The 26,616-nt window shown below is 70.2% G+C and carries 23 protein-coding genes; 10 read left to right on the top strand and 13 right to left on the bottom strand.

Annotated features, from left to right (window positions below):
• Nucleotides 1-324 precede the first annotated feature (324 nt).
• Nucleotides 325-3,189 carry an ATP-binding protein gene (locus Ate02nite_RS26285; protein ID WP_203810081.1) on the bottom strand — a complete coding sequence of 955 codons (2,865 nt, stop codon included), beginning with the start codon at nt 3,187-3,189 and terminating at the stop codon, nt 325-327.
• Between the two features lie 81 nt (nt 3,190-3,270).
• Here Ate02nite_RS26285 and Ate02nite_RS26290 point away from each other — a divergent pair, with 81 nt between their 5' ends.
• From Ate02nite_RS26290 to Ate02nite_RS26325, 8 genes are all read left to right on the top strand, one after another.
• Nucleotides 3,271-3,513 carry a hypothetical protein gene (locus tag Ate02nite_RS26290; RefSeq protein ID WP_203810083.1) on the top strand — a complete coding sequence of 81 codons (243 nt, stop codon included), beginning with the start codon at nt 3,271-3,273 and terminating at the stop codon, nt 3,511-3,513.
• Nucleotides 3,510-4,688 (top strand): Rossmann-fold NAD(P)-binding domain-containing protein, encoded by a 1,179-nt coding sequence (locus tag Ate02nite_RS26295; protein WP_203810085.1) that lies wholly within the window; start codon nt 3,510-3,512, stop codon nt 4,686-4,688. Before Ate02nite_RS26290 ends, Ate02nite_RS26295 begins: the two co-directional genes overlap by 4 nt.
• A 39-nt stretch (nt 4,689-4,727) precedes the next feature.
• Nucleotides 4,728-6,128, top strand: coding sequence for an alkaline phosphatase PhoX (locus tag Ate02nite_RS26300; RefSeq protein ID WP_203810087.1), 1,401 nt, complete (start codon nt 4,728-4,730; stop codon nt 6,126-6,128).
• 181 nt (nt 6,129-6,309) lie between these two features.
• Entirely contained in the window at nt 6,310-7,089 is a 780-nt protein-coding gene (locus tag Ate02nite_RS26305; protein ID WP_203810089.1) for an LLM class F420-dependent oxidoreductase, read from the top strand.
• A gap of 52 nt (nt 7,090-7,141) precedes the next feature.
• Nucleotides 7,142-7,936, top strand: coding sequence for an SAM-dependent methyltransferase (locus tag Ate02nite_RS26310; protein ID WP_239147703.1), 795 nt, complete (start codon nt 7,142-7,144; stop codon nt 7,934-7,936).
• Between the two features lie 116 nt (nt 7,937-8,052).
• Nucleotides 8,053-9,225: a S8 family peptidase gene (locus Ate02nite_RS26315; protein ID WP_239147704.1), complete on the top strand. Its 1,173-nt coding sequence runs from the start codon at nt 8,053-8,055 to the stop codon at nt 9,223-9,225.
• 178 nt (nt 9,226-9,403) lie between these two features.
• The gene (locus Ate02nite_RS26320) at nt 9,404-10,000 is read left to right on the top strand and encodes a DUF6368 family protein (protein ID WP_203810095.1); all 597 of its coding nucleotides are present in this window, start codon (nt 9,404-9,406) and stop codon (nt 9,998-10,000) included.
• A gap of 525 nt (nt 10,001-10,525) precedes the next feature.
• The gene (locus Ate02nite_RS26325; protein ID WP_203810097.1) at nt 10,526-11,236 is read left to right on the top strand and encodes a hypothetical protein; all 711 of its coding nucleotides are present in this window, start codon (nt 10,526-10,528) and stop codon (nt 11,234-11,236) included.
• Nucleotides 11,237-11,304: 68 nt separating this feature from the next.
• On the opposite strand, the gene Ate02nite_RS26330 is transcribed toward Ate02nite_RS26325, so the two are convergent.
• The 9 genes from Ate02nite_RS26330 to Ate02nite_RS26370 form a co-directional block, all read right to left on the bottom strand.
• Nucleotides 11,305-11,784, bottom strand: coding sequence for a hypothetical protein (locus Ate02nite_RS26330; protein WP_203810099.1), 480 nt, complete (start codon nt 11,782-11,784; stop codon nt 11,305-11,307).
• A gap of 203 nt (nt 11,785-11,987) precedes the next feature.
• Nucleotides 11,988-12,803, bottom strand: coding sequence for an SHOCT domain-containing protein (locus Ate02nite_RS26335; protein ID WP_203810101.1), 816 nt, complete (start codon nt 12,801-12,803; stop codon nt 11,988-11,990).
• 554 nt (nt 12,804-13,357) lie between these two features.
• Nucleotides 13,358-14,035, bottom strand: coding sequence for a hypothetical protein (locus Ate02nite_RS26340; protein ID WP_203810103.1), 678 nt, complete (start codon nt 14,033-14,035; stop codon nt 13,358-13,360).
• 586 nt (nt 14,036-14,621) lie between these two features.
• A complete protein-coding gene (locus Ate02nite_RS26345) occupies nt 14,622-15,887 on the bottom strand; it encodes an NtaA/DmoA family FMN-dependent monooxygenase (RefSeq protein WP_203810105.1) in 1,266 nt (421 codons plus the stop codon).
• Nucleotides 15,884-17,119, bottom strand: coding sequence for an LLM class flavin-dependent oxidoreductase (locus tag Ate02nite_RS26350; protein ID WP_203810107.1), 1,236 nt, complete (start codon nt 17,117-17,119; stop codon nt 15,884-15,886). Before Ate02nite_RS26350 ends, Ate02nite_RS26345 begins: the two co-directional genes overlap by 4 nt.
• A gap of 10 nt (nt 17,120-17,129) precedes the next feature.
• Entirely contained in the window at nt 17,130-17,960 is an 831-nt protein-coding gene (locus tag Ate02nite_RS26355; RefSeq protein WP_203810109.1) for an LLM class flavin-dependent oxidoreductase, read from the bottom strand.
• On the bottom strand, nt 17,957-18,814 hold the full coding sequence (locus tag Ate02nite_RS26360) for an LLM class F420-dependent oxidoreductase (protein WP_203810440.1): 858 nt from the start codon (nt 18,812-18,814) through the stop codon (nt 17,957-17,959). The genes Ate02nite_RS26355 and Ate02nite_RS26360 overlap by 4 nt, the downstream gene beginning before the upstream one ends.
• A 26-nt stretch (nt 18,815-18,840) precedes the next feature.
• Nucleotides 18,841-19,818 carry a Gfo/Idh/MocA family protein gene (locus Ate02nite_RS26365; protein WP_203810110.1) on the bottom strand — a complete coding sequence of 326 codons (978 nt, stop codon included), beginning with the start codon at nt 19,816-19,818 and terminating at the stop codon, nt 18,841-18,843.
• Between the two features lie 761 nt (nt 19,819-20,579).
• Nucleotides 20,580-22,055 carry an arabinofuranosidase catalytic domain-containing protein gene (locus Ate02nite_RS26370; RefSeq protein ID WP_203810112.1) on the bottom strand — a complete coding sequence of 492 codons (1,476 nt, stop codon included), beginning with the start codon at nt 22,053-22,055 and terminating at the stop codon, nt 20,580-20,582.
• A 244-nt stretch (nt 22,056-22,299) separates the two neighbouring features.
• Between Ate02nite_RS26370 and Ate02nite_RS26375 the strand changes: the two genes are divergently transcribed.
• Together Ate02nite_RS26375 and Ate02nite_RS26380 are read left to right on the top strand one after the other, a co-directional pair.
• Entirely contained in the window at nt 22,300-23,160 is an 861-nt protein-coding gene (locus tag Ate02nite_RS26375; RefSeq protein ID WP_203810114.1) for a nitroreductase family protein, read from the top strand.
• A 92-nt stretch (nt 23,161-23,252) separates the two neighbouring features.
• Nucleotides 23,253-24,515, top strand: coding sequence for an alkaline phosphatase (locus Ate02nite_RS26380; protein ID WP_203810116.1), 1,263 nt, complete (start codon nt 23,253-23,255; stop codon nt 24,513-24,515).
• On the opposite strand, the gene Ate02nite_RS26385 is transcribed toward Ate02nite_RS26380, so the two are convergent.
• The 3 genes from Ate02nite_RS26385 to Ate02nite_RS26395 all read right to left on the bottom strand — a co-directional run bounded on the left by Ate02nite_RS26385 (nt 24,476) and on the right by Ate02nite_RS26395 (nt 26,487).
• Nucleotides 24,476-25,402 carry a universal stress protein gene (locus Ate02nite_RS26385; protein WP_203810118.1) on the bottom strand — a complete coding sequence of 309 codons (927 nt, stop codon included), beginning with the start codon at nt 25,400-25,402 and terminating at the stop codon, nt 24,476-24,478. The genes Ate02nite_RS26380 and Ate02nite_RS26385 overlap by 40 nt on opposite strands.
• Nucleotides 25,403-25,480: 78 nt before the next feature.
• Nucleotides 25,481-25,771, bottom strand: a complete 291-nt coding sequence (locus Ate02nite_RS26390; RefSeq protein ID WP_203810120.1) for a hypothetical protein — start codon at nt 25,769-25,771, stop codon at nt 25,481-25,483.
• Between the two features lie 119 nt (nt 25,772-25,890).
• Nucleotides 25,891-26,487 (bottom strand): CBS domain-containing protein, encoded by a 597-nt coding sequence (locus Ate02nite_RS26395; RefSeq protein ID WP_203810122.1) that lies wholly within the window; start codon nt 26,485-26,487, stop codon nt 25,891-25,893.
• Between the last annotated feature and the right edge of the window lie 129 nt (nt 26,488-26,616).

Consider the following 26,616-nt stretch of genomic DNA (forward strand, 5'->3'; position numbering starts at 1 on the left):
TATTCCGTTTCGGCGGCCACGCAAGTGCCGATTTCCATAGCGGTCACTACATACTTCCTGTGCGCAGGCTGTGCGCCTGACCAGCGTAAATGCAAAGGCAAACATCAAATAAAACGGCCTTGAGGCGTACGCCTAAAAGCGGCACCCAAGCCCTCGTGAATGCGCAGGTAACCAATTCTCGGACGCTATTAAAACGAGCGGCGACGCCGCCACTGACCTGCACACATGCTTTTCTGCACGGACAGAGCGCGGGCGGAGCGCAGCCGGGACCGAGCGGCGGCCACAATGGACGACAAGATTGTCGATAATCCTGTCGGCGGAGTCCTAGATAATGCGGTCCAGGCGGTCGGCCGGCGTCACCTGATGGCCGACCGCGGGCAGCAGTGCGTCGGCCGCCGCGGCGAGGACGCCGGCCGCGAGGTGGTCGCCGGCGGCGGCGTGCCGGCGGGCGAGGGCGTCCAGGGTGAGCAACTCGACCTCGTGGTCACCGGCCGCCCGGGCCGCGGCGAGCACCCGCTCGAGTGCGGGCCGGTCGTCGTCGAGGGCCGCGATCATCTGCGCGGAGAGCAGGTCCCCGTCGCCGCCGCCGGCCGTCTCGTACCAGCCCCGGGCGGTACCCAGCTCGGCCCGGCACTCGTCGAGGCGGCCCAGCGCGCGCAGCACCCGGGCCCGGCGGGTGCGGGCGAAGGCGGCGCCCCGCAGCTCCCCCACCGATTCGGCGGTCGCGGCCGCCCGGTCCAGGGTCTCCAGGGCTTCCGGCAGCATGCCGTTCTGCTGCTGCGCCCGCCCGAGGTTAGCCAGGTGCAGCGCCTCGGCGGCGGCAAACCCCAGCCGGTGGGCACCGGAAGCGGCCCGGGCCAGGTGATCGACCGCTGCGGGGTACGCGTGTCCAGCCTGAGCCAGCCCGCCGAGCAGGGCCTCAGCGTGACTGAGCACCCAGGCGTCGCCGAGCGGGGTCAGCAGCCGCAGCGCGTCCTCGCAGGCGGCCGCCGCCTGGGCAACCTCCCCGAGTGCGGTCCGCGCCCAGGCCTCCAGCAGCCAGGCAGCGCCGAGTTCCCAGCCGGCGGCGAACGGCCGGAACTCACCCAGCGCCACCAGCGCCTCGGCGGGCCGGCCTTGCTGGCTGTGCAGAAACGCCTGAAACAGCAGCGTCCGGGGCAGCGGCGAGATCGCCCGAGCGGCGGCCACATCGGCAAAGGCCCGCTCAAGGTCACCGCCGGACGCCTCGAACCAGCTGGCGAACAGCAGCGCATCCACTCGGTCCTCGGCCGCAGAGCCCGGCGCGGAGGCTGCCAGACCCGGCGCGGAGTCCGCGGCGGCGAGCATCGAACGGCTGCGGGCCGCGGCGGCCGCGCCGGCTCCCAGGAAGATCCAGGCCCAGCCGAATCCGTTGACGATCCGGAGGCCGAGCGCCGGGTCGTGGTCAAGGGTCCAGGTCACGGCCGCGTCGAGGTTCGCGCGTTCGCGGCGGGCGAAGTCCAGATGCGACGCCTGCTCCGGACCGCGGAGGCCCGCCGCCGCTCGCCCGGCGGCGGACGCGTACCAGGCGGCATGCGCGGACGCTGCGACCGAGGTCAGCCCGGCGTCCGTCAACCGCTCCGCGCCGAAGGCCCGCACGCTGTCGAGGAGCCGATAGCGCACCGACCCATCCCCGATGTCCGCGAACGCCAGCGACCGGTCGACCAGCCGGTCCAGCACGTCCAAGGCCGCCGCCCGGGGCACCGACAGTTCCCCGAGCACCTGTTCGACGGCAGGGAGCGGTGCACCTCCGGCGAACACCGACAGCGCCCACAACCCGCGTTGATCGTCGGGAAAGAGCAGGTCGTAGCTCCACCCGATGGCCGCATGCAGGGTGCGCTGCCGAGCCGGCCGCCGCCCATGAGGGTCGCGCAGCACGGCGAACCGGTCGTCGAGCCGCCGCGCGATCTCCGGCACCGGCAGCGCCTTGGTGCGCGCCGCGGCAAGCTCGATGGCGAGCGGCAACCCGTCCAGTCGCCGGATCACCCCGCCGACGTCCTCGTCGGCCGCGATCCGGCGGTGCCGCCCGGCCCGCTCCCGGAACAGCGTGGCGGCAGCGTCCGGCGGCAACGGTTCCAGCGTGTACGTGATCTCGCCGTCCAGCCCGAGCGGTACCTGGCTGGTGGCGAGCAGCGTGACCCCCGGTGCCGCCCCGAGAATGCTCTCCACCACGGGAGCAAGAGCCAAGACCAGGTGTTCGCAGTTGTCCAGCAGCACCAGGCCCTGCAGCCCGCGCAGCCGGTCGAGCACCATCGCCGGGGTGGCTTCGGCAATCGCGAACGCCTCCCCGACGGCCGCCCAGACCGACCCGGCCGTGTCGAGCCGCACCAGCCACCCACCCGAGCCGCGAGCCACCTCGACGGCGAGCCGGGTCTTGCCGACCCCGGCCGGCCCGACGACGGTGACCAGCCGCGACCCGGCCAGGAGCCCGGCCACCGCGGTCAGGTCGCCCTCCCGCCCGATCAGCGACGACGACAGCGCCGGCAGGTTGCCGGGCGCCAGCGCCGCGTCCTGCACCAGGATCTGCCGTTCCAGAGCCCGCAGCAGAGGCCCCGGATCGACGCCGAGTTCGTCGGCCAGCACGGTCCGCGCCCGCCGGAACGTGGCCAAAGCGTCCCCCTGCCGGCCGTCCCGGTAGAGCGCGGTGATCAGCAGCCGCCACAGCTCCTCGCGCAGCGGATGGGCGGCGACCAGGGCTTCGAGCTCGCCGACCACGGCACCGTCGAGCCGAACCGCGAACGACAGCTCGGCCAGCCGCAGGCGCGCGTCGGCGAGCCGGGCCCGCCACGGCTGCACCCAGGCCCCCTCCCCCGCGTCCGGCAGGATCTCGTCACCGGCGAACAGCGCCAGCCCGGCGACCGCGTCCGGGTCGGCCAGCACCCGCAGGGCATCCACCTCACCGGGCGCCACGTGCAGGGTGTAACCGAGCGCGTCCCCGCTGACCAGGCCCGGATCGCCGAGGACCCGGCGCAGCTTGGACACCTTGGCCTGCAGCGCGTTGGGGCTGGCCGCGCCGTCCCACAGGTCCTCGATCAGTGCCGCGGCCCGGACCGGCCGGCCGGCCTCGAGGGCGAGCCGGATCAGCACCTCGGTCGTCTTCCCGCTCGGCACCGCCACGGGCACGCCGTCACGGCGTACCGAAAGAGGCCCCAGGACCGCGACCGTCAGCACTGACGCAGCCTAAATCGGCGGCGTCAGCCGCGCGTCAGCCGCGCGTCAGCCGCGCGTCAGCCGAAGCGGCGAGAGTGCCCCATGACCGAACCGGATGACCCCGCCGCCCTGGTCGAGACCGCGTTGCGGCTGCTCGCCCGGGCGAAGGCAGCGGCAACGACGCCGCGGGACCGGCAGACGGTGGCGATCGCGACGGCGTACCTGGCGGGTGACCTCGACCGGGTCGACGTGCTCGCCCGGGACCACCTCGCCGACCACCCCGGCAACGAACTGGTCGCCCGCATCGCGGGCATTGCCCGTACCCCTGGAAAGGAATTCTCATGAACCGCAAGCTGACCGCCGTGCTGTTGATCGTCGCGGCCGTGCTCACCAACCTTGCCTTCACCGCCCTGGGCAGCGTCTTCAACTACCCGGACATCCTCAAGGAGCCGACCGACGTCATCCTCACGGCCTTCGTCGCGAATGAGACAAAAGTCGTCGGCTGGTTCGTGGTGCTCACGCTCTCGGCGGCGCTGTTCGCGCCGATCGCCATCGGCGTCGGCCGGTTGGCCGCCGGCCGGGCGATGCGCCTCGCGGTGCCGGTCGGCATCGGCGCGGCGGTGGTCCAGGTGGTGGGTCTGTCGCGGTGGTTCGTCCTGGTTCCGGGGTACGCCGCGGACGGTGACCGGGACTCGTTCGAGACCGCCCACCACGTGCTCGGCACCCTGATCGGCGAGACCCTCGGTTACGCGCTGACCGCCGCCTGGACGCTGCTGGTGCTGGCCGCGCTGGGCCGCAGGTTCGTGGTTCCCGGTCCTGGGCGGGGTCTCGGCGGTGCTGATCGCCACCGGGGTGGTGTCGCCGCTGGGTGTGCCGGGGGTCGACTTCCTCAACTTCATCGGGTACGTGCTGTGGAGCGTCTGGCTGGTCGCCTTCGCGGTGCGCCTGGTGTGGACGCGCAAGCCGGTCGGGGTGCCGGCATGAGCCATGTCATCTTCGGCACGGGCGCGGTCGGGCTGGCCACCATGGAAGCTCTGCGGCGGCGGGGCGAACAGGTCACCATGGTCAACCGGTCGGGTGCGGCGCCCGTACCCGCCGGGGTCAAGATTGTCGGCGGAAACGCCGCCGACCAGGCCTTCACCGCGCGGGTCGCCCGCGGCGCAGCCGTGGTCCATCAGACCCTCAACCCGCCCTACGACCGCTGGGTGCAGGAATTCCCGGCCTTGCAGGCCGGCGTCCTGGCCGCGGCCGTCGCCAACGACGCCCGGCTGGTCAGCATGGAAAACGTCTACATGTACGGGCGGGCGAACGGCCTTCCGTTGACCGAGGACCGGGCCTACGACGCACACACCCGCAAGGGCAGGTTGCGCGGCGAGATGTCCCGGGCGTTGCTGGCCGAGATGAAGTACCTGTTCGAAGAGCCGTTCGTGGTGAAAAGCGACAAGATCCACGAAAAGCTGGGGGTACGGGCGACGCCGGCCGAGGAGGCCCTGACCGCGACGCTCGCCGGTCACCGGTGAAGGGTTGACTGTTCACCTGACGGGTCGAGCCTGACAGTCATGACTTTGAAACGACGTGACGTTCTCGCCGCCGCCGGAGGCCTCGGCCTGCTCGGCGGCGGAGTTCTGGCCCTCCCCGGCGGTGCGGCGGCGGCCTCCGCTTCTGCTTCTGCCCCGTCGCCGCTGGTGGACGGCTACGGCCCGCTCAAGGCGGCCGGTAAGGAACTCGCGCTGCCCGCCCGGTTCAGCTACCGGACGTTCGGCGCGGCCGGCAGCCGGATGAGCGACGGCCTGCCGACACCCGGCTGTCACGACGGGCAGGCCGTCTTCCCGGTCGGCCACGGGCGGGTTCGGATCATTCGCAACCACGAGGTCGACAGCGACACCCCCGGCATCCAGCTGTCCGCCCTCGGCAAGACCAACGCGTACGACCGGGCCGGGCCGGCCGGGGTCACCTCGTCGCTCTACGACCTCGGGTCCGGGCGGCTGCTGGAGAGCTTCCTGGTCCTCAACGGCACCCTCAGCAACTGCAGCGGCGCACCCACCCCCTGGGGGTCGTGGCTGTCCTGCGAGGAAACCACCGAGGGCGCCGGCGCCGGCTTCGAGAAACCGCACGGGTACGTCTTCGAGGTCCCGTCGGCCGCCCGGGGTCCCGTGCAGCCGGTGCCACTGAAGGCGATGGGCCGCTTCGAGCACGAGACCGCCCCGGTCGACCCCCGCACCGGCATCGTCTACATGACCGAGGACAACGGCGACCCAGGTGACGGCTTCTACCGGTTCGTCCCGCGCCGGCCCGGCCGGCTCGCGGCCGGCGGCACCCTGCAGATGCTCGCGATCAACGGCGACAAGGAGTACGACACGTCGACCGGCCAGCGCGTCGGCGAGGTCCTCGACACCCACTGGGTCACCGTCGACGAACCCGACCCGAGCGACGCCGAGGACAACCCGGGCGCGGTCTACAGCCAGGGCCGGGCCAAGGGCGGCTGCCGGTTCCTCGGCCTGGAGGGTTCGGCCTGGTCCGATGGTGGGGTCACGTTCGTCGCCAGCGAGGCCGGCGACGGCGAGAACGGGCAGGTCTGGCGGTTTGTGCCGACCAGCCACTCCGGCGGCAAGCTGCAGTTGCTCTTCGAGTCGCCCAACGCCAAGACGCTGAACCAGCCGGACACGGTGGCGGTCTCCCCCAGCGGCACGATCCTGCTGGCGGAGGACGGCGACGGCGAGGATGAGGACGGCGGCGACAACTGGCTGCGCATCCTCACCCCGCGGGGGACGATTGCCAACCTGGCCAAGGTGATCGCCCCACTCGACCTGCACTTCTGGAGTCCGGAGGACTTCCCTTCCCCGGGCCCGACCGGCGCGAGCGAGATGTCCGGCGCCACCTTCACCCCGGACGGCCAGCACCTGTTCATCAACGTGCAGTACCCGGGGGTTACCTGCGTGATCACCGGGCCCTGGGGCTAGTCACGCTTTCGTCGTTGGGGTTTGTTGCGGTAGACGGTTGGGGACACGTGACGGCCGGGACTTTGGTTCCTCGCTGCTCGCTGCCGGGTGCGGTCGGTTGGTGGGTGCGCTTCCGGCTTGCCGGTTACGTCCTCAGGGCAGTTGCCTGTCGTTGTCTGTTGCGCGCACTAGGCTTTGGATCATGACTTCGAGGCCTGTCCGGATCGGTGTGCAGATTCAGCCCCAGCACGCCGACTACAAGACCATCCGCCGTGCCGCCGCCGAGGCGGAGGACATCGGCGCGGACATCCTGTTCAACTGGGACCACTTCTACCCGCTCTACGGCGAGCCGGACGGCCTGCACTTCGAGTGCTGGACGATGCTCGCCGCGTGGGCCGAGCAGACCTCCCGGGCCGAGATCGGTGCCCTGGTGACCTGCAACAGCTACCGCAACCCGGAGCTGCTGGCCGACATGGCCCGCACGGTCGACCACATCGGTGACGGGCGGCTGATCCTGGGCATCGGTTCGGGCTGGTTCGAGAAGGACTACGACGAGTACGGCTACGAGTTCGGCACCGCCGGTGGGCGCCTCGACAAGCTGGCTGAGGATCTGCCGCGGATCGAATCGCGGCTGGCCAAGCTGAACCCGGCGCCGACCCGCAAGATCCCGGTGCTGATCGGTGGCGGCGGCGAGAAGAAGACGCTGAAGCTGGTCGCCAAGCACGCCGACATCTGGCACAGCTTCGGCGACGCCGAGACCGTCGAGCGCAAGACCGGCATCCTGCGCGAGCACTGCGCGGCGGTGGGCCGCGACCCGGCCGAGATCGAGATCTCGGCCGGCGTCGGCGGCAAGCCGGCCGAGAAGGGACAAGCGCTGCTCGACCTGGGCGTCACCACCTTCACGGTCGGCACCGGCGGCCCCGACTACGACTTCACCGAGCTCCGCGACTGGGTCGCCTGGCGCGACTCCGTCAACGGGTAGAACGCCCGTCCCGGCGGCGGGGAATCGAGACGTGGAAGACTATGATCGTCTCGTGGACGAACTCGACACGACGGTGGCGCACCCGGCCCGGCGATACAACTACTGGCTCGGCGGCAAGGACCACTTCGCCGCCGACCGGGAGTCCGGTGACCAGCTACAGGCGCTGTTCCCGAAGGTGCGCCTCGGCGCCCTCGCCAACCGGGCACTGTTGCAGCGGGCCACCCGATTCCTCGCCGCCGAGGCCGGCATCCGCCAGTTCCTCGACATCGGCACCGGCCTTCCCACGGCCGACAACACCCACGAGGTCGCCCAGTCGGTCGCACCTGACAGCCGCATCGTCTACGTCGACAACGACCCGATGGTGATGGTGCACGCTCGCGCCCTGTTGACCAGCAGCCCGCAGGGCCGCACCGCGTACATCGAGGCCGACCTCAACGACCCGGCCAAGATCCTGGCCGACCCGGTCGTGCGGTCCACCCTCGACTTCGCCCAGCCGATCGCGCTGATGCTGATCGCGGTGCTGCACTTCGTGCACGGCGACGGCGCGGCCAAGCCGATCGTGCGGGAACTGCTCGACGCGCTGCCGCCGGGCAGCTACCTGGTCGCCACCCACGCCACCTCCGACTTCGGCACGCCGGAGCAGCAGGCCCTCTACCGCCAGCTGATCGAGGAGGGCAAATCGGACGTGTGGACCCGCCCCAAGGACGAGTTCACCGACCTCTTCGAGGGCCTCGACCTGGTCGAGCCGGGCGTGGTGCCGGCCAGCGAGTGGCGCCCGGAGCCGGGCGTGACCACGCCGGCGCGGTCCGATATCAACCTGTGGACCGCGACGGGCCGCAAAGGCTGAGCTGTATCAAGACCATGACAGGTCCCTAACGTATCGTTGACCGTCAATAAAAACCCGCTCCCTAAGTTGATTGGCAGACGTCGATGGCGACGTTCTGTCACCCCCTTGGAGGAGCCATGCGTTCCACTCTCGCCGCCGCGGTTGCCGCCGGTGCGGCCCTCGCGATCACCGTCTCGGCCCCGGCCTTCGCGGCCGCGCCGACGTCCACCGTCCTGAACGCCGGCAGTCCCGACGCGGTCGCCGGCAGCTACCTGGTCACCCTGAAGGACGGCGCGGTCTCCGACGCCGGCCGGCTCAGCAGCCGGTACGGCGGCAACGTCACCCGGGTCTTCGGCCACGCCGTCGACGGTTACGCGGCCAAGCTGACGTCCCGGCAGGCGGCCCGGCTGGCCGCCGACCCGTCGGTGGCGTCGGTCGAGGCCGACCAGGTAGTCCGGATCGCCGACACCCAGAGCTCGGCACCGTGGGGCCTGGACCGCTCCGACCAGCGGGCACTGCCGCTGAGCACCACCTACACGTACGGCCCGAGCAGCGGCGTCACCGTCTACGTGGTGGACACCGGCATCACCGTGACCCACACCGACTTCGGCGGCCGGGCCAGCTACGGTTACGACGCGGTGGACGGCGACAACGTGGCCCAGGACGGCAACGGCCACGGAACGTTCGTGGCCGGCGTCGCGGTAGGCACGACGTACGGCATCGCCAAGAGCGCCAGCGTGGTCGGCGTGCGGGTGCTGGACAACAACGGCTCCGGCACCACCGCCGGAGTTATCGCCGGCATCGACTGGGTCACCGCCAACGCCCGCGCCGGCTATTCGGTGGCCAACCTGAGCCTGGGCGGCGGCACCAGCTCCACCCTGGACGCCGCGGTCCGGCGTTCGATCACGGCCGGCATCCCGTACGCCATCGCCGCCGGCAACTCGGGCGTCAACGCCAGCAACAGCTCCCCCGCCCGGGTGACGGAGGCCCTGACGGTCGGCGCGACCAGCAACACCGACGCCAAGGCTTCCTGGTCGAACTACGGTTCGGTGCTCGACCTGTTCGCCCCCGGCGTCTCGATCACCTCAGACTGGCGAACCAGCAACACCGCCACGTACACCGGCAGCGGCACGTCGTTCTCGTCCCCGCACGTGGCCGGCGCGGCGGCGCTGTATCTGGCCGCCCACCCGGGAGCGTCGGTGACCACGGTAAACGCGGCCATCGTCAACGCCGCCACCACCGGCGTGGTGACCAGCCCCGGCTCGGGCTCCCCGAACCGCCTGCTCTACACGGCCACCCTCTCCAGCTGACCGGGATCCTCGCGGTCCGAGGCTCTCGCGGACCGCGCCCCACCTGAAAGATGCCCGGCCCTCACCCCGAGGGCCGGGCATCGGCGTCACCATCGGACAAGGCCGAGGTCCAGCAGGCGGCATCAGCGGCAGATCTGGATGCCGGGGTAGCCGTCGCCGCGGCCAATACGATCGCACCATGGCCGGTCCTACTGCTGCAGTTCTGACACCGGGCATCTTCGCTACGGCCTGCCTCGACGAGTTCCGAGGCTGGCTCGCGGAGTCGCTCACTCCGGACATTGATGGCGACTGGTGGTTGCTCCGGGAGCCTCACCGCCTCGATATGGAAAGCCCGCTACGGACCGGGTCAATGCTCGTCGAGCCGACTGCCTACGAAGGCGACGACGCCGATGAGGCGGCAAGCCTGGAGCGTGCCCTCGGTTTCCGGCCAGGCATCGAGGTGGTCTTGGCCGCAGCTGTGAACGGAAAGGACGACCATCGTTTCCTTGCACACCTCGCGGTAGCGATAGCCCGACGGTACGGCGGTCTCATCGACCTCGGCGGGCTGCTCCCGGTGCCTCCGCCGCCAGGCGTCTCGGTCCGGTCAGCGCTGGAGTCAGGCCTCGGCCTCCAAGAGTGGGACGACCTCTCGAGGGCAACGATCGCAACTCTCTCCGGCCGCTCGCACGAGATTCCGTACCGCACGGCGGACGACGAAGTCGCGGTGTCCCACGTCGTTGATGCCGATCTACTCGCCGCATGGCTGCGGCATCCACTCTTCCGCATGGTGAAGTGAAGCGACCACGCCCACGGCCGTCCACGATGTGAGCGCACGCCAGAGGCCCGGCGTCCACGACGTCGCGCACTATGTTATGCGCGGCCTGGATCAAGAGAGCAGGGTGGTGGCGGCCGTTCGGAGCCGCTCGCAAGGGGTCAGGCCAGCGCGGTGGTGAGAATGGCCGCGGTGCGGTTACCCGGTCGTTTCACGAGGTTCTCCGAATCTTTCGAACATTGGCTGCTCGCCAGCTTCGCGACCGGGTCGGCCGGGCGGTAGGAGGGGACGTTCCAGGTCCGGACCGGGGACGTTCCACGCCCCCGAACTTCAGTTGCGGTCCAGGAGGTGTCGATGGCGCTCGCTCTTCGTCTGCGGTGGCTAAGGACCAGCCCCGGCACACGGAACTGATCTGCTGCGGGCCGACGCATTCTGGCCGTCCTCGCCTATCTGCCCACCACCTGAATCCGCCGGTAGGCGATTGCCACCGACGGGCGAGGGCGGCCACAATCGGACTGCACCGCATTCGCCGACAGGGATACTTCCGACATGACGCTTGCCGGGCAGGAACCGACACCCGACCCCGGCCCGCCGCCCACAGGCCAGACCATTACACCGACGTGGCCGGTCATCGATAAGCCGTCCCGGGGATTCCGCGCGCCGGCGGCGATCAGTAGCGGCCTCGCCGTGCTCGCGGTGGTCTTCGCCACCGCCTTCCTCCGTGGCGGTTCCTCGGGCCCGGCTCCGTTCCCGGGAGCCTCGGAGTCCGTCACCCCGACAACGGCGTCGCCGTCCAGTACCGAGCCGATGCGAGAGGTCGCCCTGAACAGCCCGCCACCCGGCGTGGTGTCCTCCGACGTCTTCCGTAGCGAGGGCTTCCTAGTCTCCGCCGATCCCGGTGCCACCACGATCAAGGGCTGCGCCAACGCGCGCAGCGCCGCTGTGGTCGACGGTCCCGCCGGGAAGTTTCTGACCTCGAGCCTTCCCGACGATCCCACCCAGTGCCACACCGTGCCGTTGCTGATCGACTTCCTTGCGGACAGCCCAGCCGGCGCACTCCAAGTCACTGCGCTGACACCTAACACCCTCACGATGGATGTCATCTACAAGGACCTGACCAGCGACGTCACCATGACCCTCACGGTGACGGACGACAAGGTCCAGGCCCACGGAGGCATCGACATGGTGCTCATCCGGCCCGCCACGGACAGCGGCGCGCCAGTCGCGGTCACGAGACTGCGGTTCGCCCCGCTGAAGTGAGGGCTAGTCCCTGTTCCCTCTGTCGTGGAGCCCGTTCCGGGCTGAAAATGGTGGTTGTCCGCTCACGATCAGTGGACCGTGACGGCGAGTTGGAACGCCCACGCGGCGACCTCCAGGCCGAGCATCAGCAGGCCCGCGGTGAACCACCACTGCAGTATGCCGATCTTCCGCTCGTTGTCGTCCAGCCAGCGCTCGAAATCCTTGGCGAGATGACGGCGAAGCGAGTCGAGGTCGTGCCCCTCGTCGACGGCCAGCAGCAGCTGGCCAGCGCTCGATCGGAACTTCCAATGCCACCAAGGCGCGCAGATCACCAGCGTGCACATCAGCACTCCGACGAGCGCCACCGCCGCGACCCCGGCGGACACCCCGATCTCAGCCCGCCGCACGCTGGAAACCACCGGAAACGATATGACCAGGGCAGCCGCGGTGGTCAGCAGAGTCGCCCGTGACCGCAGATTGTCCAGCAGCGACTGCTGATGCGACAACGCACGCAGCGCTTCCGACAACACAATCTCCAGCCGCTTGTCCGGCTCCGGAGTGGATGACACGCCCTTACCGTACGGGACGGATCACCATGTGCGGGACTCGATGTCGGGTGTCGGCGGCCCAGAGAGGTTGGTGATCGCGGCTTGTACCCGTCGGGAGCCCCACGCCAGCCCATGCCCCGGGCCGCCGGCGGCGGCCCACAAAAGAACCATGACGTACCGGCCGAGCTGAGCTGTGCTCGCAGGAGGTAGCCCCTCGCCTGCCGTCAGCCAGTGGGATCGAGCAGCTTCGCCTTCTGCCGCTCGAACTCCGCCTCGGTCAGCGCGCCGGCCAGACGCAGTTCGTTGAGCTTGCCGAGCCGCTCCAGAAGGTCGGACCCGGGCGTGGCCTCCGGGCGCACCCGCTCGTACACCTCGCGCAGATGTGCGGGGGTGTGATCAGTAACCGCGAGAATCAGGACGAACGAGTCGGGCGATCCGGGGTCGTAGCCGGCCGCGAACCGCTCGCCGACGCGCGGAATGTTCAGCCGGGACACGAGTGCGTTCTTCTCGCCCTCCACCGGGGTGCCGCCGTCCGTCGGGGTCATCCGGACCCGCAGGCCGACGACCGGGTTGTCGTTGACGGTCGTGCCGGTCTCCCGCACCGCCAGCACCTCGGCGACGGCGGCCCGGCCGGTCGTCTGCAGGGTGTCGGGCGTGACGGCCGGCAGGCTGTCGCGGATCGCGGCCCGCATGCCGGCCATGGCCTTGCGGGTTGCGCGGCCGACCAGCACCGTGGCGAGGCTGCTGAGCACCAGCGTCGCGCCGATGATGTAGCCGACCCATTGGCCGTTCGGGTCGGTGAGCGGGCCGAGCACCGCGCCGATGCCGAGGCCGGCGAGCAGCGTCGCGATGAGGAGCAGGGTGTCGCCGACCATGGCGGAGATGACCGCGAACAGCAGCGCGACGACGAAGACCCAGATGCTCGTGTCGCAGCCGTCGCCGGTGCATGAGCCGATGAGCATCAGCCGGTACATGCCGTAGCCGGCGACCGTTGATGCGCCGACGCCGATCGTGGTCGCGATGATGCGGGACGTGGACACCGGCGCACAGTACGTCATACCCGCGATCGGCTGTTCCACCTGCCCGGATGATCGGATCACGGTTGCCGACGCAGGGACTCCGGGCCGCCGTGGCCGACGGCTCACCGACACGTCCGCACTCGTCAGCAGCACTCAGCGGAGGCACTCCCGACCGGCGGCCCGACCGTCCGGCCCCACACCGCCGCACTGCGCGATGCGATCGAGCGGCCCGATACGACGACCGCGCTCCGCGCAACCGCCGCGCTCGCCGGGTTGAGCGACACCCGAGCGCTACCCGCTCGGACGCGGCGCTGACGGTCTCCTGCTCGTCGACACCGCCACCGACGCCCCGCCGTGGCCCCGCCCGGCGGCCAGCCCCTGACGTCGGTCGCCTGAGGTCGGGCTGGACGGCCGGCCAGCGGCTATGACGGCAAGATACGCATCTGGGAATGGGGATCTGGTAGTTCGACATGATGTCGCCGCGCCAGTTGCGGCAGATCCGGACGCCGCAGCCCTTGACGAGTCGTCGTCATACGCACTTTCCAGAGCACGGCGGAACCACTTCGCAAACGACTTCAACGTCGATATCTCGACAAGGCAATGTAGTGACCCTTGGGCCAAAGGTGCTCGCGATATAAGTCGCTGATATCGCGTACCGCGGGTTGCGCCGGGTGGACTCGTCGCAGCCTCCTCAAAGATGTGTTTGCGTCATCATTCCCGAGCTGGAGGCTAATGCGGTCTATTTCGTGAGAAATATCCCAGTAAGCCCTTCTGTTCGCGGCGTAGACATCGAGGTTCCACCTAAAGTCCTCTGCCGTCAGCTCGGGGCACTCGTCTTTCAATTTTGATAGGTACTGATTTATCGCACCCGGGTGCTCGTTGAAGAAGCAGTTGATTCGAAGCGCAAACATTGTATGAGCGCGATGCGCCGCGGCAACCAGATCCGCGCTACCAAGGCGCGGCACAAGGGTGTGCGCATCAGAGAACGCTAGCCATGCCGCCGAGAGTCTCAGCTGTGCTGCATCCCATTGAGTTGAGTCGAGCGATCCCCTCAGACTCGCCTCGACATACTCGGCAGCCGTCACCTGCCCCATTGCGTGAACTTGCTGAACCAGTCTTTCGCGAAGCCCGGTACGTGCGGTCACTATTGCTGTCCGCTCTTTACGCCAGTCTTGGGCGACCCCAAGCAGATGCTGACCGGCCAGAGTCAGGCTGCCTCCAATCACGCCAGCAAATACAGTTCCAACATCCACGAGACCTCCCGTTTCGACAGAGATCCGGCCGCTCCCGGAATTTGCTTACCTTTAGTATCTCAAACGGGCTCAATATCTGAGGTATTCGCATATGCCTGCAAACTCAAGGCGGCACAAATTCGGCATGATCGAGCGCACTCATCTCAGATGTGTGCACTGGTCTCATACGACTTGACTGCGCCGACTGGGCGGCAGACTGGTATCCGCCCGTCCGGGAAGTCAGGCACTCGGATGGGGGCGCTCATCGGCAGATCAGCACGGCGGATCTCGATCGGGGCCGGCCCGGCGGGCAGACAGCGGCGCGCGTTTTCAAAGATAAGGATGTTGGGCTCTTCCAGCGCTTCGCGAGAGCCCCACCTCCTTGAGAGCGAGTCGATCAGAGGGCGCCGCGCACCTCACGCGGGCGTGCAAGTTCATCTGCGGCGATAACGCCGAGCCGATGTGGTGCGGACCCGGAGGAGTGCCGCCACCTCGCCGAATCGGTGTGGTTGGAATCCCACCGACGCGGATCTTGCGGATTCGGCCCGCACCGACCGGCCACCTTGCTCGGCTTACGGAGCGAGAACCGGACGCCGTCTGGCCGGCGTTACTTCAGGTTGAGGTTTTCGCGGAGGGTTGTGCCTTGGTAGTCGGGCTTTACGATGCCTCGTTTTCGCAGCTCCGGGAGCAGGCCGTTCACGATGAAGTCGTGTTGGCGGTCGTCGGCCAAGCCCTGCAGGGAGAGGACGTCCAGGACTCCTGCCTCGAAACGCTCCTGGACCGCATCCGCCAGCTGGGACGGGGTGCCGGCCACTGACCAGTGGCCGGTGTCCTGGGCGGACACGATCAGCTCCCGCAGGGTGCGGCCCTCGCGGATCAGGCGGCTGAAGATCTCGGCTCGGCCCCGCCGCCGGTTCAGGGTGCCGATCTCGGGCAGCAAGCTCTCCGGCAGCGGCTTGTCGAGGGCGGCCGTAGAGAGATCGACGCCGCCGAGCATGTCCGAGACCAGGGCCCGGTCGCGCTCGTAATCGATCGCCTCCACCCGCTCCCGGACCAGATGGCGGGCCTCTTCCGCAGTTGCGCCGAAGGTGGCGTGGAACGAACTGAAAATGAGCGGCAGGCCCGGATTCCGCCCGTGGGCGGCCGCCTGACGACGAATCCGGTCCGCAAATAGAGAGGCGTCGGCGAGGGTCGGCAGGGCGGTGAAGACAATCTCCGCGTACCGGGCTCCTAGCGCTATGCCGGCAGCCGACTGACCGGCCTGGATCAGCACCGGCCGGCCCTGCGGCAGCGGCGGGATGTTGAGCGGGCCCTCCACGTCGAAGAACGAACCGGAATGGTGGATCGGCTTGATCAGCGAGGGGTCGAGGACCGCGCGCCCGTCCGGCCCCAGCGAAAGCGCACCCGGCTGCCAACTGTCCCAGAGCGCGTTCACGACCTCCAGGGTCTCCGCCGCCCGGGCATACCGCTGCTCGGGCGACGGCAGCTCCCCTGCGCCGAAATTCCGTTCGCCGATCGACGACGTCACCAGGTTCCAGGCCGCCCGGCCATTGCTGACGTGGTCGAGCGTGCCGAACAGCCGGGCCAGGTTGAACGGGTGATGGAACGTGGTCGACACGGTCGCGATCAGGCCGGCGTGCGTGGTGACCTGGCTCAGCGCGGCCACGAAGATCAGCGGCTCCTGCGCGCCGATCGTGCCCTGCGCGCCGAAGACCAGCAGGTCGGGGACGAACAGGGCGTCGATCCGGGCGGCCTCGGCGCGGCGCGCCACCAGCTTCGCGGTTTCCAAGGTCGAGGTCAAAGGATCAAGGGCCAGCTCGTACGGGCCGGGAAAGCCGCCAGCCCCGGTAACCGTGCCCAGATACCGTTTCACGGCAGGCCCAGATGCGAGCGGAGCGTGGTGCCTTCGTAGGACGTACGGTAAATGCCTCGTTCTTGAAGTTCCGGCACCAGCTTGTCGACCACGTCCTCGATGGTGCCGGGCAGCAGCTGCGGCAGCAGGTTGAAGCCGTCCACCGCCCCGGCCTCGTCGTAGCGGGCCCACTCGTCGGCGATCTGGCCGGGCGTGCCGACGAACGCGTTGTGCCGCGGGCTGACGTGGATGACCAGGTCGCGGATGGACAGGCCGAGCTTGCGCCAGCCGGCGATGCGTTCCAGCTTGCCGGTGCGGTGCTCGATCGAGATCGTGCCGCGGGACGGGTCGAGCTCGCCCTCGGCCGGTTCGATGTCGGGCAGCGGGCCATCCGGGTCGTACCCGGAGAGGTCCTTGTTCCAATATTGCTCGAGGAACGCGATCGCCCGCGGCCCGTTGATCTGCTCGCGCTGGATCCAGACCGCCTTCTCGGCCGCCTCGGCCGGGGTGTCGCCGAGGACGACCGAGGCGCCGGGCAGGATGCGCACCGCGTCCGGCCGGCGGCCGTAGGCAACCAGCCGGGACCGCAGGTCAGCGGCGTAGGCGAGGGCCTTGTCGAAGTCGGTGTTGGCCGAGAAGACCGCGTCGGCGTGCCGGGCGGCCAGGTCGCGGCCGCCGGGCGAGTCGCCGGCCTGGAAGATCACCGGGCGGGCCGGCACGGTCGGCGGCGCTTTAACCGCAAGAAGATCAGTGTGCCGGTCAACAGCATGGCCGGCCCACAGTTCCTTGGCCGCGGCGACGAATTCCCCGGCCCGCTCGTACCGGCGATCGTGCGGCAGCCATCCGCCGTACCGGAAATTCTCGCCGGTCCAGGCATTGTCGGTGGTCACTACGTTCCAGCCGGCCCGGCCGCCGGAGATCGCGTCGAGCGAAGCGAGTCGCCGGGCCAGGTCGGCCGGGAAGTTGTAGGTGGTGTTCTGGGTGGCGACCAGCCCGATGTGAGTGGTTTCGGCGGCCAGCGCGGCGAGTTCGGTAATGGCGTCGGGCCGCCCGGCCACGTCGAGGTCGTAGACGCGGCCGCGGTTCTCCCGCACCCGCAGGCCCTCGCCGAGGAAGAACGCGTCGAACAGGCCGCGTTCCAGGGTCTTGACGGTCTTGACGAACGTGTCGATGTGGGTGTGCGAGGCGAAATCGTCGGCGGTCCATACCAATTGCGAGCCGACGCCGGTGAAGAACAGACCGAGATGAAGCATGATGCCTCCGCTATCGTGCGCCGGCGAATTGGTTGGCGGGCCGCGGCAGGCCGAGAGCCTCGCGCAGGGTGGATCCGCCCGGCGGCGGCTGGGTGGTGGGTCCGGCCGCATTCAGGCGTACGCCGTCGACGACCCCGTCGAGCCGATCGCGCCACGATTCAAAAACGGCAAAGTCAAGGTCAGCGAACACCAGGGGTACGCCGTGAGCACGCGCCCGTGCGGTCCGCTCGACGAGCTCGTCCAGGTCGGTCGCGGCGATCAGGGCGATGTCCAGCAGCTCGGTGACGCCGAGGGTGTCGGCGCCGAGCACGACCGGGTGGCCCTGCGGCGGCCGGGGCGTGATCAGCGGCCCGGTCACGGTGAACCGGGCTCCGGTGAAGTTGACGTGGTGCACCCGGTCGGCGTCGAGGAACCGGCCGGTGGCCACCTCGCGGATGACCGCGTCGTCCTCCCAGGAGTCCCAGAGCTGCCGGGCCACCGTGATCACATCGGCGATCTCCCGGCGCAGCTCGTCGTCGCTCAGCGGCACGCCACCGACGGTGGCCAGGGCGGCGGGCGTGTTGTCGGCGCCGACCACCCAGGCGGCCCGGCCCAGCGACGCGTGGTCGAGCGAGGCGAGCTGGGTGGCCAGGTGGAACGGCTCGGTGGTGGTGACGTGCAGGGTGGGCGCGAGCCCGATCCGGCTGGTGCGGCGGGCCAGGTGCGCCGCGCGTACGCCCGCCTCTATGCCTGGACCGCCCGGCGAATCACCCAGGGTGACCAGCGCGAACCCGGCCGCCTCGGCGGCCCTGGCGGTTTCCTCGTCGGCGTCGCCGAGTTCCAGCGCGAGCAGCAGCGTCATCGGAGCACCTCGGCGGCCTCGGTGAGGGCCTTGAGGTGCGCGTCCACGCCGGCCCGGCCGATCTGCGAGGTGTTGATCGCGAGGTGCGTGGCGCCGGTCTCCCGCCAGGCCTGCACGCCGGTGGCGAATTCGTCGGGCGAGCCGGTCCAGGCGAGACCACCTTCGATGCCGATGCCGGCCGAATCCCGGCCGGCCTCCAGGGCGGCCCGGTCGACGATCCGCCGGGCCGCCTCGAGGTCGGGCCCGGGCTGCACCATCGGGAACCAGCCGTCGCCGAGCCGGCCGGCCCGCCGGTAGGCCGGGGCGGACTGGGCGCCGAACCACAGCGGGATCGGCCGCTGGACCGGTCGCGGCGCGATGCCGGCCCCGGTCACCGTCTCGAACTCACCACGGTGGGTGAACGACCGCTCGGTCCAGTAGCGGCGCAGCAGGGTGATCTGCTCGTCGTAGCGTTTGCCACGGTCGTCGAAGGACTGGCCGAGGGCCTCGAACTCGACCGCGTTCCAGCCGACCCCGATGCCGAGCCGGAACTTCCCACCGGTCAGCAGGTCGACCTCGGCGGCCTGCTTGGCGACCAGCGCGGTCTGCCGCTGCGGCAGGATGATCACGCTGGTCACCAGCTCGACGCCGGTGATCGCGGCGAGGAAGCCGAAGAGCACGAACGGCTCCCGGATCTCGGTGTCGACGTCGTAGGGGCGGGTCCAGCCCGGGTGGGCGTCCCGGTCGGCGCCGAGCACGTGGTCGGCGATCCGGATGTGCCGGTAGCCGAGTTCCTCGACGGCCTGGCCGTAGGCGCGCACCTCGCCCGGGTCGGCGCCCAGGCTGTTCTGTGGAAAGACCACTCCGATCCGCAAGCTCATGACCGGAGCCTATCCCCACATCACCCATAGGAGAAGGCGGCGGCTTTCCGAACTGCCTCGAGGGTGGCGGCCTGTTCGATCGCGTCGGCCCGGCCGAACGGCGGTTCCACCTCGCCGGCGATCGCCCGGGAGACGGCCTCGAACTCGATCCGGTAGGCGACGTCCTCCCCCGCCGGCCCGGCCAGGAGCCGCTCGGCGTGCCCGTCCCGCTCCAGCACGACGTGGCCCTGCCGGCAGATCCACGGATCCGGGAGGATGATCTTCCCGGCCGTGCCGACGAGTTCGAGCTCGTCGCGGCGCGGGAGGTCGAGGGCCACGTCGAACTGGGCGAGCACGTCCCCGGGCAGCGCGAGGGTGGCGGCCAGCCGCAGGTCGCAGCCGCCGGCGCCGGGCGCGGTGTCGACGACCTGCTCGGCACTCACCCGCAGCGGCGCCCCGCCGAACAGCCGGATCGCACTGACGCAGTAACAGCCCAGATCAAGGACGGCCCCGCCGCCGAGGGCGCCGGTGCGCCGGATGTCGCCGGGCGGGACATCAACCGTCAGAGCAGCCCGGATGTACGCGAGCCGGCCGATCGCACCGTCGGCGAGGAGCCGCTGAGCGAGGACGGTCTGCGGGTGATGCCGCCACATCAGCCCCTCGACGCACAGCCGCCCGGCCTTCTCAGCGGCATCGAAGCAGGCCTCGGCCTCGGCCGCGGCCGGCACGAACGGCTTCTCGCACAGCACGTGCTTGCCGGCCTGCAACGCCCTGATCGTCCATTCCGCATGCATCGCGATCGGCAGCGGAATGTAGACGGCGTCGATGGCGTCGTCGGCGAGCAGTTCGTCATAGGACCCGTAACTGCGCGGCACGCCGAGCTCAGCGGCGTAGGCGGCGGCGCGGTTCGCGTCCCGCCCGGCGACGGCGACGAACGAGGCCTCGGCGGAGTCGCGAATCGCCCCGGCCACGACCCGCCCGATGGCGGCGGTGGACAACATTCCCCATTGAACGGTCACGCACATCATCATGCGGCGAACGACCCGCCACCGCAGCGCCCCGATCGGCCACCCACTGCCCACGCCGGCGATTCAGAAGATCAATCCCTTTTCCGTACGCGCCACCTCAGTCCCGTGGCACTCGGCCCGCCAGGCGCAACTCACCCTCCGCGCGCCCGCCCCGGGCGGTCCCGGCCCAAGACCTCAACCCACCCCAACCGCGCCCGACTCACCCCCGCCGACCAGGACAAACGCCAGCCTGTTCGACAGTTTGCTTTGCGCACCTATACGCCCTGCTCTGCTTACCTCGGGTAAGCGCCGGGCACGCCGCTCTAGGCGTGAGGGCGTTCTACAGGCTTTCGCACCTTCCGTGCGGGCCGATTCCGCGCCCCGGCCCTCCCGCCCACTCCGACACGCAGACCTTGAAGACCGTTTTGGTGGGAGGGCCCCCGCCCGGTCGCCGGCCTCGGCGCATCCGATCACCGTGCCGTAAAAAGTTGACAAATCGTCTGGATGTCTACGAAACACCCTCTTTAGGCGAGCAGGGCAAAGCGGAGGTCGGGGGGTGTAGGTGGTTCGTTGCGCGAGAGACGCTGCACGCGCCGGTGTTGCACCCCGGTCGCGGGGTGCGGGCGGTCGGGTGCGGTTGCGGTTGTGGAGGTCGCCGCCCGTACGGGGAGGAGGTATTGATCGCGACTCTGACCCGGAAAGCTGTTTGGTTCTCGGATCGCGTCCGCTGCTTACCGGCACGCGGGTGGGCGTGCCGGTGAGCAGGGCGGGTGTTACGAGGTGATGGACCAGAGTTGGCAGGTGTTGTTCAGCCACATCCAGAGGCGGGCCGAGGTGCCGTTGGCGGTGCCGCAGTCCTGGTTGTCGAGGACCATGCCGCTGTTCTCGACAATCAGTTCGTAGCGGCCGTTGCCGGCCGGGATGACCGCCCACTGCTGGCAGGTGTTGCCCAGCGAACTCCACAGGTTGACCGCGGTGCCCAGGGCCAGGCCGCAGTTGACCGCGTCGAGCACCTTGTTGGCGTTGACGTTGGTGATCGTCCACTTGTTGGCGCCCACATTGGTGAACTTCCACTGCTGGCAGGTGTTGCCGAGGGCCTGCCACTGGTCGATCGCGGTGCCGTTGGCGGTGCCGCAGTTGACCGCGTCGAGCAGCTTGCCGCTCTGCAGGTTGGTCAGCTTGTAGGTGGCGCCGTTGACCGGGAACGTGACGCTCTTGGTGTAACCGACCGCGACGATGTTCGACTGCACCGAGTTCTCGGTGGCGTCCGACGGGTAACCGCTGGTCATCACGCCCTCGAAGAACGAGCCGACCGAGCCGTTGCTGTTGTCGCCGCCGATGCCCAGGATGATCGCGCCCTGCTTGGTCATCGGGTTGTAGCCGGACTGGGTCGGCAGGGCCCCGTTGTACCGGGTGGCCAGGCTGCCGGACTGGGCGTTGCCGTCCTTGATGGCGTACGTCGAGGTGCCGTTGTTCTTCAGCACCGCGGTGACGAACGCGCTGTTCCGGCCGGTGTTGGCGGTGTTGGAGCCGTTGCCGCCGGCGAACAGGCCGTTCTCCAGGTCAGCCGCGACCCGGGGACCGGTGGCGCACGGCGAGAACCAGCACAGGTTGCCGAAGTAGATGGCGTCCATGTCGCCGTTGCCGGTGTCCAGGTTGTTGGTCTCGGCGTTGCCGTAGTCGAAGCAGCACCGGTCGTTGACGTGGGTGCCCTCGGTGACCATGTACATGCCCTCGGCGGCGCTACCGGTGGCGACGCCGTTCGTCGCGTTGTTGCGGTAGCCGTTACCGGCCGAGATGTACACGCCGTACACCTTGTGCCCGCCCGCCGTCACCGGCAGTGCGGCCGCGTTCGAACCCTGGTCGGCGGTGGGGTTGGCGCCGCCGCCCGGGGCGATGGTCAGGTCGTTGTGCCGCGTCGTCTGGTCGTAGATCCGGACGATCGTGCAGTACGTGCCGGAGCAGAACGAGTCCTGGGTGGCGGCGTTGGCATAGCCGCCGGCGCTGAGCACGCCGATGTTCGAGGTGGCCCCGTCCGACCAGCGCCGCACCTGGTAGAGCGAGCCGGAGTAGGCGCCGAACAGGGCGCGGGTGGTGCTGTGCGCGGCGACGCAGGGGGTGCCGCCGGAGGCGTAGATGTCGCAGGGGCCGGTGCCGGCGGCGCTGGCGTTGCCACCGATCACGACGAGGGAAACGGCGGTGAGGACGGCCGTGGCGAGCGCCGCCAGCCAGGGGGAACGGAGACGCATGGGGTGCCTTTCGCGGGCAGGCGAAACAGTGCCAGATCGGCTGGACACTGCTGGGGAGTCACCCGAATGTGAACGTTAACAAGACGTTGCCCGATTATTTCAAGGTTGTCAATGGAGCTGGTGACCAACGGCCCTGACACTCCCGGCCCGGCGCGCCGAAGCTTCACCCATGCGCGCTGCCGAAGTCACCGGCTCCCCGGCCCGATGCTCCCAGGCCCGGCGCGAATCGTCTGGAGGCCGTGCCATGCGCAGTCCGAACACGACCCCGATCGGTGCTGGTTATGGCGAAGCAGCGCTGGTTCGGGCGGCCGAGGCCGGCATCCGGGCGCCGTCGATGCACAACGCTCAGCCGTGGCTGTTCGGGCTGCGCGACGGTGCCATCGAGATCCGGGTCGACCCCGGCCGGGGCGGTTGGGCGGCCCGCATGGCCTGCGGTGCCGCCGCCTGCAACGCCCGGCTCGCGCTCGCCGTGGCCGGGCAGCGCGCCCTCGTCGCGCTGCATCCCGACCCGGCCGACCGCGACCTGGTGGCCCGGCTCATGCCGGGCCGGCCCCGGCCGGCGACCAGCGCCGAGACCGCACTCCACGCCGCGATCGCCCGCCGGTACAGCAATCGCGATCCGTTCCGGCCGGCGCCGGTGCCGGCCGGGATGCGGGCCGCCCTCAAGGAAGCCGCCCGCAGCGAGGGCGCCTGGCTCGACCTGCTGGTCGGCACGACCGCGATCGCCGCCTTCAGCGAGATTGCCCGGAGCGCCGGCCGGGTCCTGCAGCGGGACGCCCCACTACCCGGTACGCCGGAGGAGTTGCCCGGGCGGTTGTTCGTCAGCCACGAGCCGGAGCCGCTGCTCGGCGTGCTCGGGGTCAGCGGGGACCGGGCCGTCGACCAGATCGCGGCCGGGTTGGCCATGCAGAAGGTGCTGCTCACGGCGACCGCGGCCGGGCTGGACACCTCGATGATCAGCCAGCCGATCGAGGTGCCGGCCGCCGGTGCGCTGCTGCGCCGCGCGCTCGGCCGCAGTGGTCACCCGCAGATGGTGCTGCGCTTCGGATACGGCACCCCGGGGCGGCCGGGCCCGCGCCGGGACGTCACCGACGTGCTCATCTGAGGGGTGAACTTCGGGAGGTTCCGGCATTTCGGCGCCGAATCTCCTGCACGGTGTCCACCGGGCGTTTACTCGGTGGAGCCGAGGAGGAGAACATGAGGGTGCGTACTGTGCGGTGGCTGGCGCCCGTACTGGTCATGGCCGTTGCGGGGTTTGGGGTGGTCGTGGCCCGGTCCGCGGGCCGGACCGACGCCGCGGCCAAGGGCCGGGTCACCGCGCGCAATGTCATCTTCATCAACGGCGACGGCATGGGCGCCGCGCACCGCGAAGCCGCCCGCCTGTTCTACGCCGGCCTCGGCGGGCGGCTGACGATGGACTCGCTGCCGGTGTCCGGGCAGCTCACCACCAGCCCGCGCGACCCGGCGACCGCGGTCACCGACTCGGCCGCCGGAGCCAGCGCCTGGGCCACCGGGCAGCGCACCTACAACGGCGCGATCAGCGTCGACGTCCACCGCAACCCGCTGCCCACGCTCGGTGCGCAGGCCAAGGCGGCCGGCAAGGCCACCGGCCTGGTCACCACCGCCCAGGTCACCGACGCCAGCCCGGCCGCGTTCTTCGCCAACAGCGTCGACCGGGCCGCGCAGGACGACATCGCCCGGCAATATCTGGAGGTCAGCAAGCCGGACGTGATCCTGGGCGGCGGCGAGGACTGGTGGTTGCCGGCCGGGCAGCCCGGGGCGTACCCGGACAAGCCCGCCGCCGACCCGGAGGAGGGCAGCCGCGGCACCAAGGGCGACCTGATCGCCCGGGCCCGCGCCGACGGCTACCACTATGTCTCCACCGCCGCGCAGCTGACCGCCGCCCGCCGGGGAAAGCTGCTGGGACTGTTCGCCAACGAAGAACTTTTCCAGCAAAAACCGGAAGGCCAGGGCGACGTGTACGACCCACCGGTCAGCCTGGCCACCATGACCCGCACCGCCCTGGGCACGCTCTCCGCCGAGCGCAACGGCTTCTTCCTGTTCGTCGAGGAGGAGGCGGTCGACGAGTTCGCGCACAACAACAACGGCCGCCGCACCCTGCAGGCGATGGGCGAGCTGGAGAAGGCGGTCACGGTGGCCCGCGACTACGCGGCCTCGCACCCCGACACCCTGGTGATCGTCACCGGCGACCACGAGACGGGCGGCCTGGCCGTCGAGGACACCGCCACCACCGACGAGTCCGGCACCGGCCTCTCGGCCGAGGACGGCCCGTTCCCGATCAAGGGCAGCCCGCTGAAGTTCAACCTGGACTGGACCACCGGTTCACACACCGCCCAGAGCGTGCCCATCACGGCACTCGGCCCGCTGGCCGACCGGTTCACCGGCCAGCACCCGAACACCTACGTCCACGAGGTGCTGGCCCCGGTGCTGACCCGCTGACCGATCGGCCAGCCGGCCGGGACCAGCAGGGCCGGGGAGGTCGGGGAGCGCAGGCCGACCGGGGCCGGGCCGACGCCGCCGTACAGCAGTTCGGAGAAACGGCCGGTCTGGCCGATGCCGGCCACCAGCAGGCGGCTGCGGACCGAGGCGCGCTCGATGGTGTACGGCAGGTCGAGGTCGGACACCAGCAGCTGTTCCACCTCGACGTCGGGGAACTGGCCGGACCACGGTTCCAGGGCCGCCCGCAGCCGCTCCCCCGCCTCGGCCCGCTCACCGGCGAAGCCACCGGCCCGGATCACCGGTACGGCGCCGTCGACGCCGCCGGGGCGGGCCCACATGTGCACCGCCACCAGGCGGGCGCCGCGCAGGGCGGCCTCGGCGAACGCGTAGCCGAGCGTCGCGGAACCGGAACGCCGGGCCGACGACGCGACGACCACCGGGCCGTCGTGGGCGATGCCGCGGTTGACCATCAGCGGCGAGGCGCTGTGGTGTGCCAGGTAGGCGGCGGTGGAACCCCAGCTGGGGCGGGTGAACGGGTTGTCGCGGTGCCCGACGACCAGCAGTTCCGCCTCCTGCGAGCACTGGGCCAGCACGTTCGCGGCGCCGCCGGTGCGCAGTTCGGTGGTGACCGGCAGGTCGGGCGCGGCCAGCTCGGCTCGTCGCGCGGTCACCTCGAGCAGCCGTTTCGCGTCGGCCGGGGTCGGCACCGCGGTGCGGCCCCGGAAGACACCGGTGTAGCGGCCGGGCCACACGTGCACTATCCGCAACGGCACCCCGTGCCGTATCGCCTCGGTGACCGCCAGGTCGATCGTGGCGGTGGTGCTGCGGGAACCGTCGACGCCGACAACGACGGGCCGGATCCGCGGTGAGATTGCTTCACTGCCCATACCCGAACGCTAGGCCGGTCGGGTGTTCCCCGGCACCGCCTATGGACCGGTCGGACCGGGCCATAGGTCCCGCCGCGGTCAGGCGTCGGCGGTGCCGTTCTCCGGTGGTACGGCCATCGGGTGGCGGTCCTCGTCGCGGGCGGCCAGGCCCTCCACCGCCCGCCGGTACTGCGCGGTGCTGATCTCGCCGGCCATCAGCTGGGTGACGAGCACACCCTCCAGACTCTGCCGGGGCGCCGAAGCTTCGGGCTCGGGCTTCGGATCGGCCGAGGGCTCGGCCTCCTGCGCGAGTGCCGGCCACGTCCAGGCACTGACCGCCAGAATCGTGATGATCATCGCGCTGACCACGATCAGGTAGAACATCTCCATCGCCTCCCACCGGTCATGCTTGTCACCTGCCGCTCCGCGGGGCAGGGACTTCCGTCCCGGCCGGGCGGGACCTGCTGCCCTGACTCACGGACCAGCGGCGTCCCGGGATCAAATGCCGATCAGCCGATCTTGACGGCGGCCACCCCGGGCACGGTGCGGGCCAGAACCAGCACTATGCCCTGCTCGGTGTCGTCCTGGAAGGTGCCGCCGACATGCGCGACGCCGTTCTCGACCGTCGCGGTCCAGCGCTTTCCCCCGCCGTACGCGTCAAGTCGTTGTTGAATTTCGGCGGTCAGCACGTCGTCGCCGCGCACCATGGCCCGCAGGATGTCGCGGCGGCTGACGATGCCGACCACGGCGCCGCCGGCCACCACCGGCATGCTGCGCACGTCGCAGGCCAGCATCGTCTCGGCCACGTCGGCGACGTCGGCGTCCGGCCGGGTGGTGACCGGGCTGGGCGACATCACCTCGACGACCATGGCCGGCCGGTCGGCCGGGTCGGTGTCGGGCAGCCGCCGGATGTGCGCGGTCGGGTCGGCCGGCACCCGGTGCCGCAGCAGATCGCCCTCGCTGACCATGCCGACCAGCCGGCCGGCCGCGTCCAGCACCGGCAGGGCCGTCACCGACCTCGCCGTGATCAGTTGGACGGCGGCCTCGACCGAGTCGGTCTGGGTGACGGTGTGCACCGGGCTGCTCATGATGTCCTTCGCGCGCATGACTACACCATTTCGCTGTGGCCGTCCGCTGGGGAGGGTCGAAGGTCCCGGCCGGAACGGGCGCTTGGACCCGGGTGCCCACGCTCGCCTGAGAGGAGCCTGATAGCTAAGAACTTCGATGGAGGAGGA

It is taken from the genome of Paractinoplanes tereljensis, assembly GCF_016862435.1.
Classification (GTDB): Bacteria; Actinomycetota; Actinomycetes; order Mycobacteriales; family Micromonosporaceae; genus Actinoplanes; species Actinoplanes tereljensis.

Excerpts from the sequence above, each read along its gene's own strand:
- Ate02nite_RS26290 (WP_203810083.1), top strand. The coding sequence starts at position 3,271 with ATGACCGAACCGGATGACCCCGCCGCCCTGGTCGAGACCGCGTTGCGG.
- Ate02nite_RS26295 (WP_203810085.1), top strand. The coding sequence starts at position 3,510 with ATGAACCGCAAGCTGACCGCCGTGCTGTTGATCGTCGCGGCCGTGCTC.
- Ate02nite_RS26300 (WP_203810087.1), top strand. The coding sequence starts at position 4,728 with ATGACTTTGAAACGACGTGACGTTCTCGCCGCCGCCGGAGGCCTCGGC.
- Ate02nite_RS26305 (WP_203810089.1), top strand. The coding sequence starts at position 6,310 with ATGACTTCGAGGCCTGTCCGGATCGGTGTGCAGATTCAGCCCCAGCAC.
- Ate02nite_RS26315 (WP_239147704.1), top strand. The coding sequence starts at position 8,053 with ATGCGTTCCACTCTCGCCGCCGCGGTTGCCGCCGGTGCGGCCCTCGCG.
- Ate02nite_RS26320 (WP_203810095.1), top strand. The coding sequence starts at position 9,404 with ATGGCCGGTCCTACTGCTGCAGTTCTGACACCGGGCATCTTCGCTACG.
- Ate02nite_RS26325 (WP_203810097.1), top strand. The coding sequence starts at position 10,526 with ATGACGCTTGCCGGGCAGGAACCGACACCCGACCCCGGCCCGCCGCCC.
- Ate02nite_RS26350 (WP_203810107.1), bottom strand. The coding sequence starts at position 17,119 with ATGCTTCATCTCGGTCTGTTCTTCACCGGCGTCGGCTCGCAATTGGTA.
- Ate02nite_RS26355 (WP_203810109.1), bottom strand. The coding sequence starts at position 17,960 with ATGACGCTGCTGCTCGCGCTGGAACTCGGCGACGCCGACGAGGAAACC.
- Ate02nite_RS26370 (WP_203810112.1), bottom strand. The coding sequence starts at position 22,055 with ATGCGTCTCCGTTCCCCCTGGCTGGCGGCGCTCGCCACGGCCGTCCTC.
- Ate02nite_RS26375 (WP_203810114.1), top strand. The coding sequence starts at position 22,300 with ATGCGCAGTCCGAACACGACCCCGATCGGTGCTGGTTATGGCGAAGCA.
- Ate02nite_RS26380 (WP_203810116.1), top strand. The coding sequence starts at position 23,253 with ATGAGGGTGCGTACTGTGCGGTGGCTGGCGCCCGTACTGGTCATGGCC.
- Ate02nite_RS26385 (WP_203810118.1), bottom strand. The coding sequence starts at position 25,402 with ATGGGCAGTGAAGCAATCTCACCGCGGATCCGGCCCGTCGTTGTCGGC.
- Ate02nite_RS26390 (WP_203810120.1), bottom strand. The coding sequence starts at position 25,771 with ATGGAGATGTTCTACCTGATCGTGGTCAGCGCGATGATCATCACGATT.
- Ate02nite_RS26395 (WP_203810122.1), bottom strand. The coding sequence starts at position 26,487 with ATGCGCGCGAAGGACATCATGAGCAGCCCGGTGCACACCGTCACCCAG.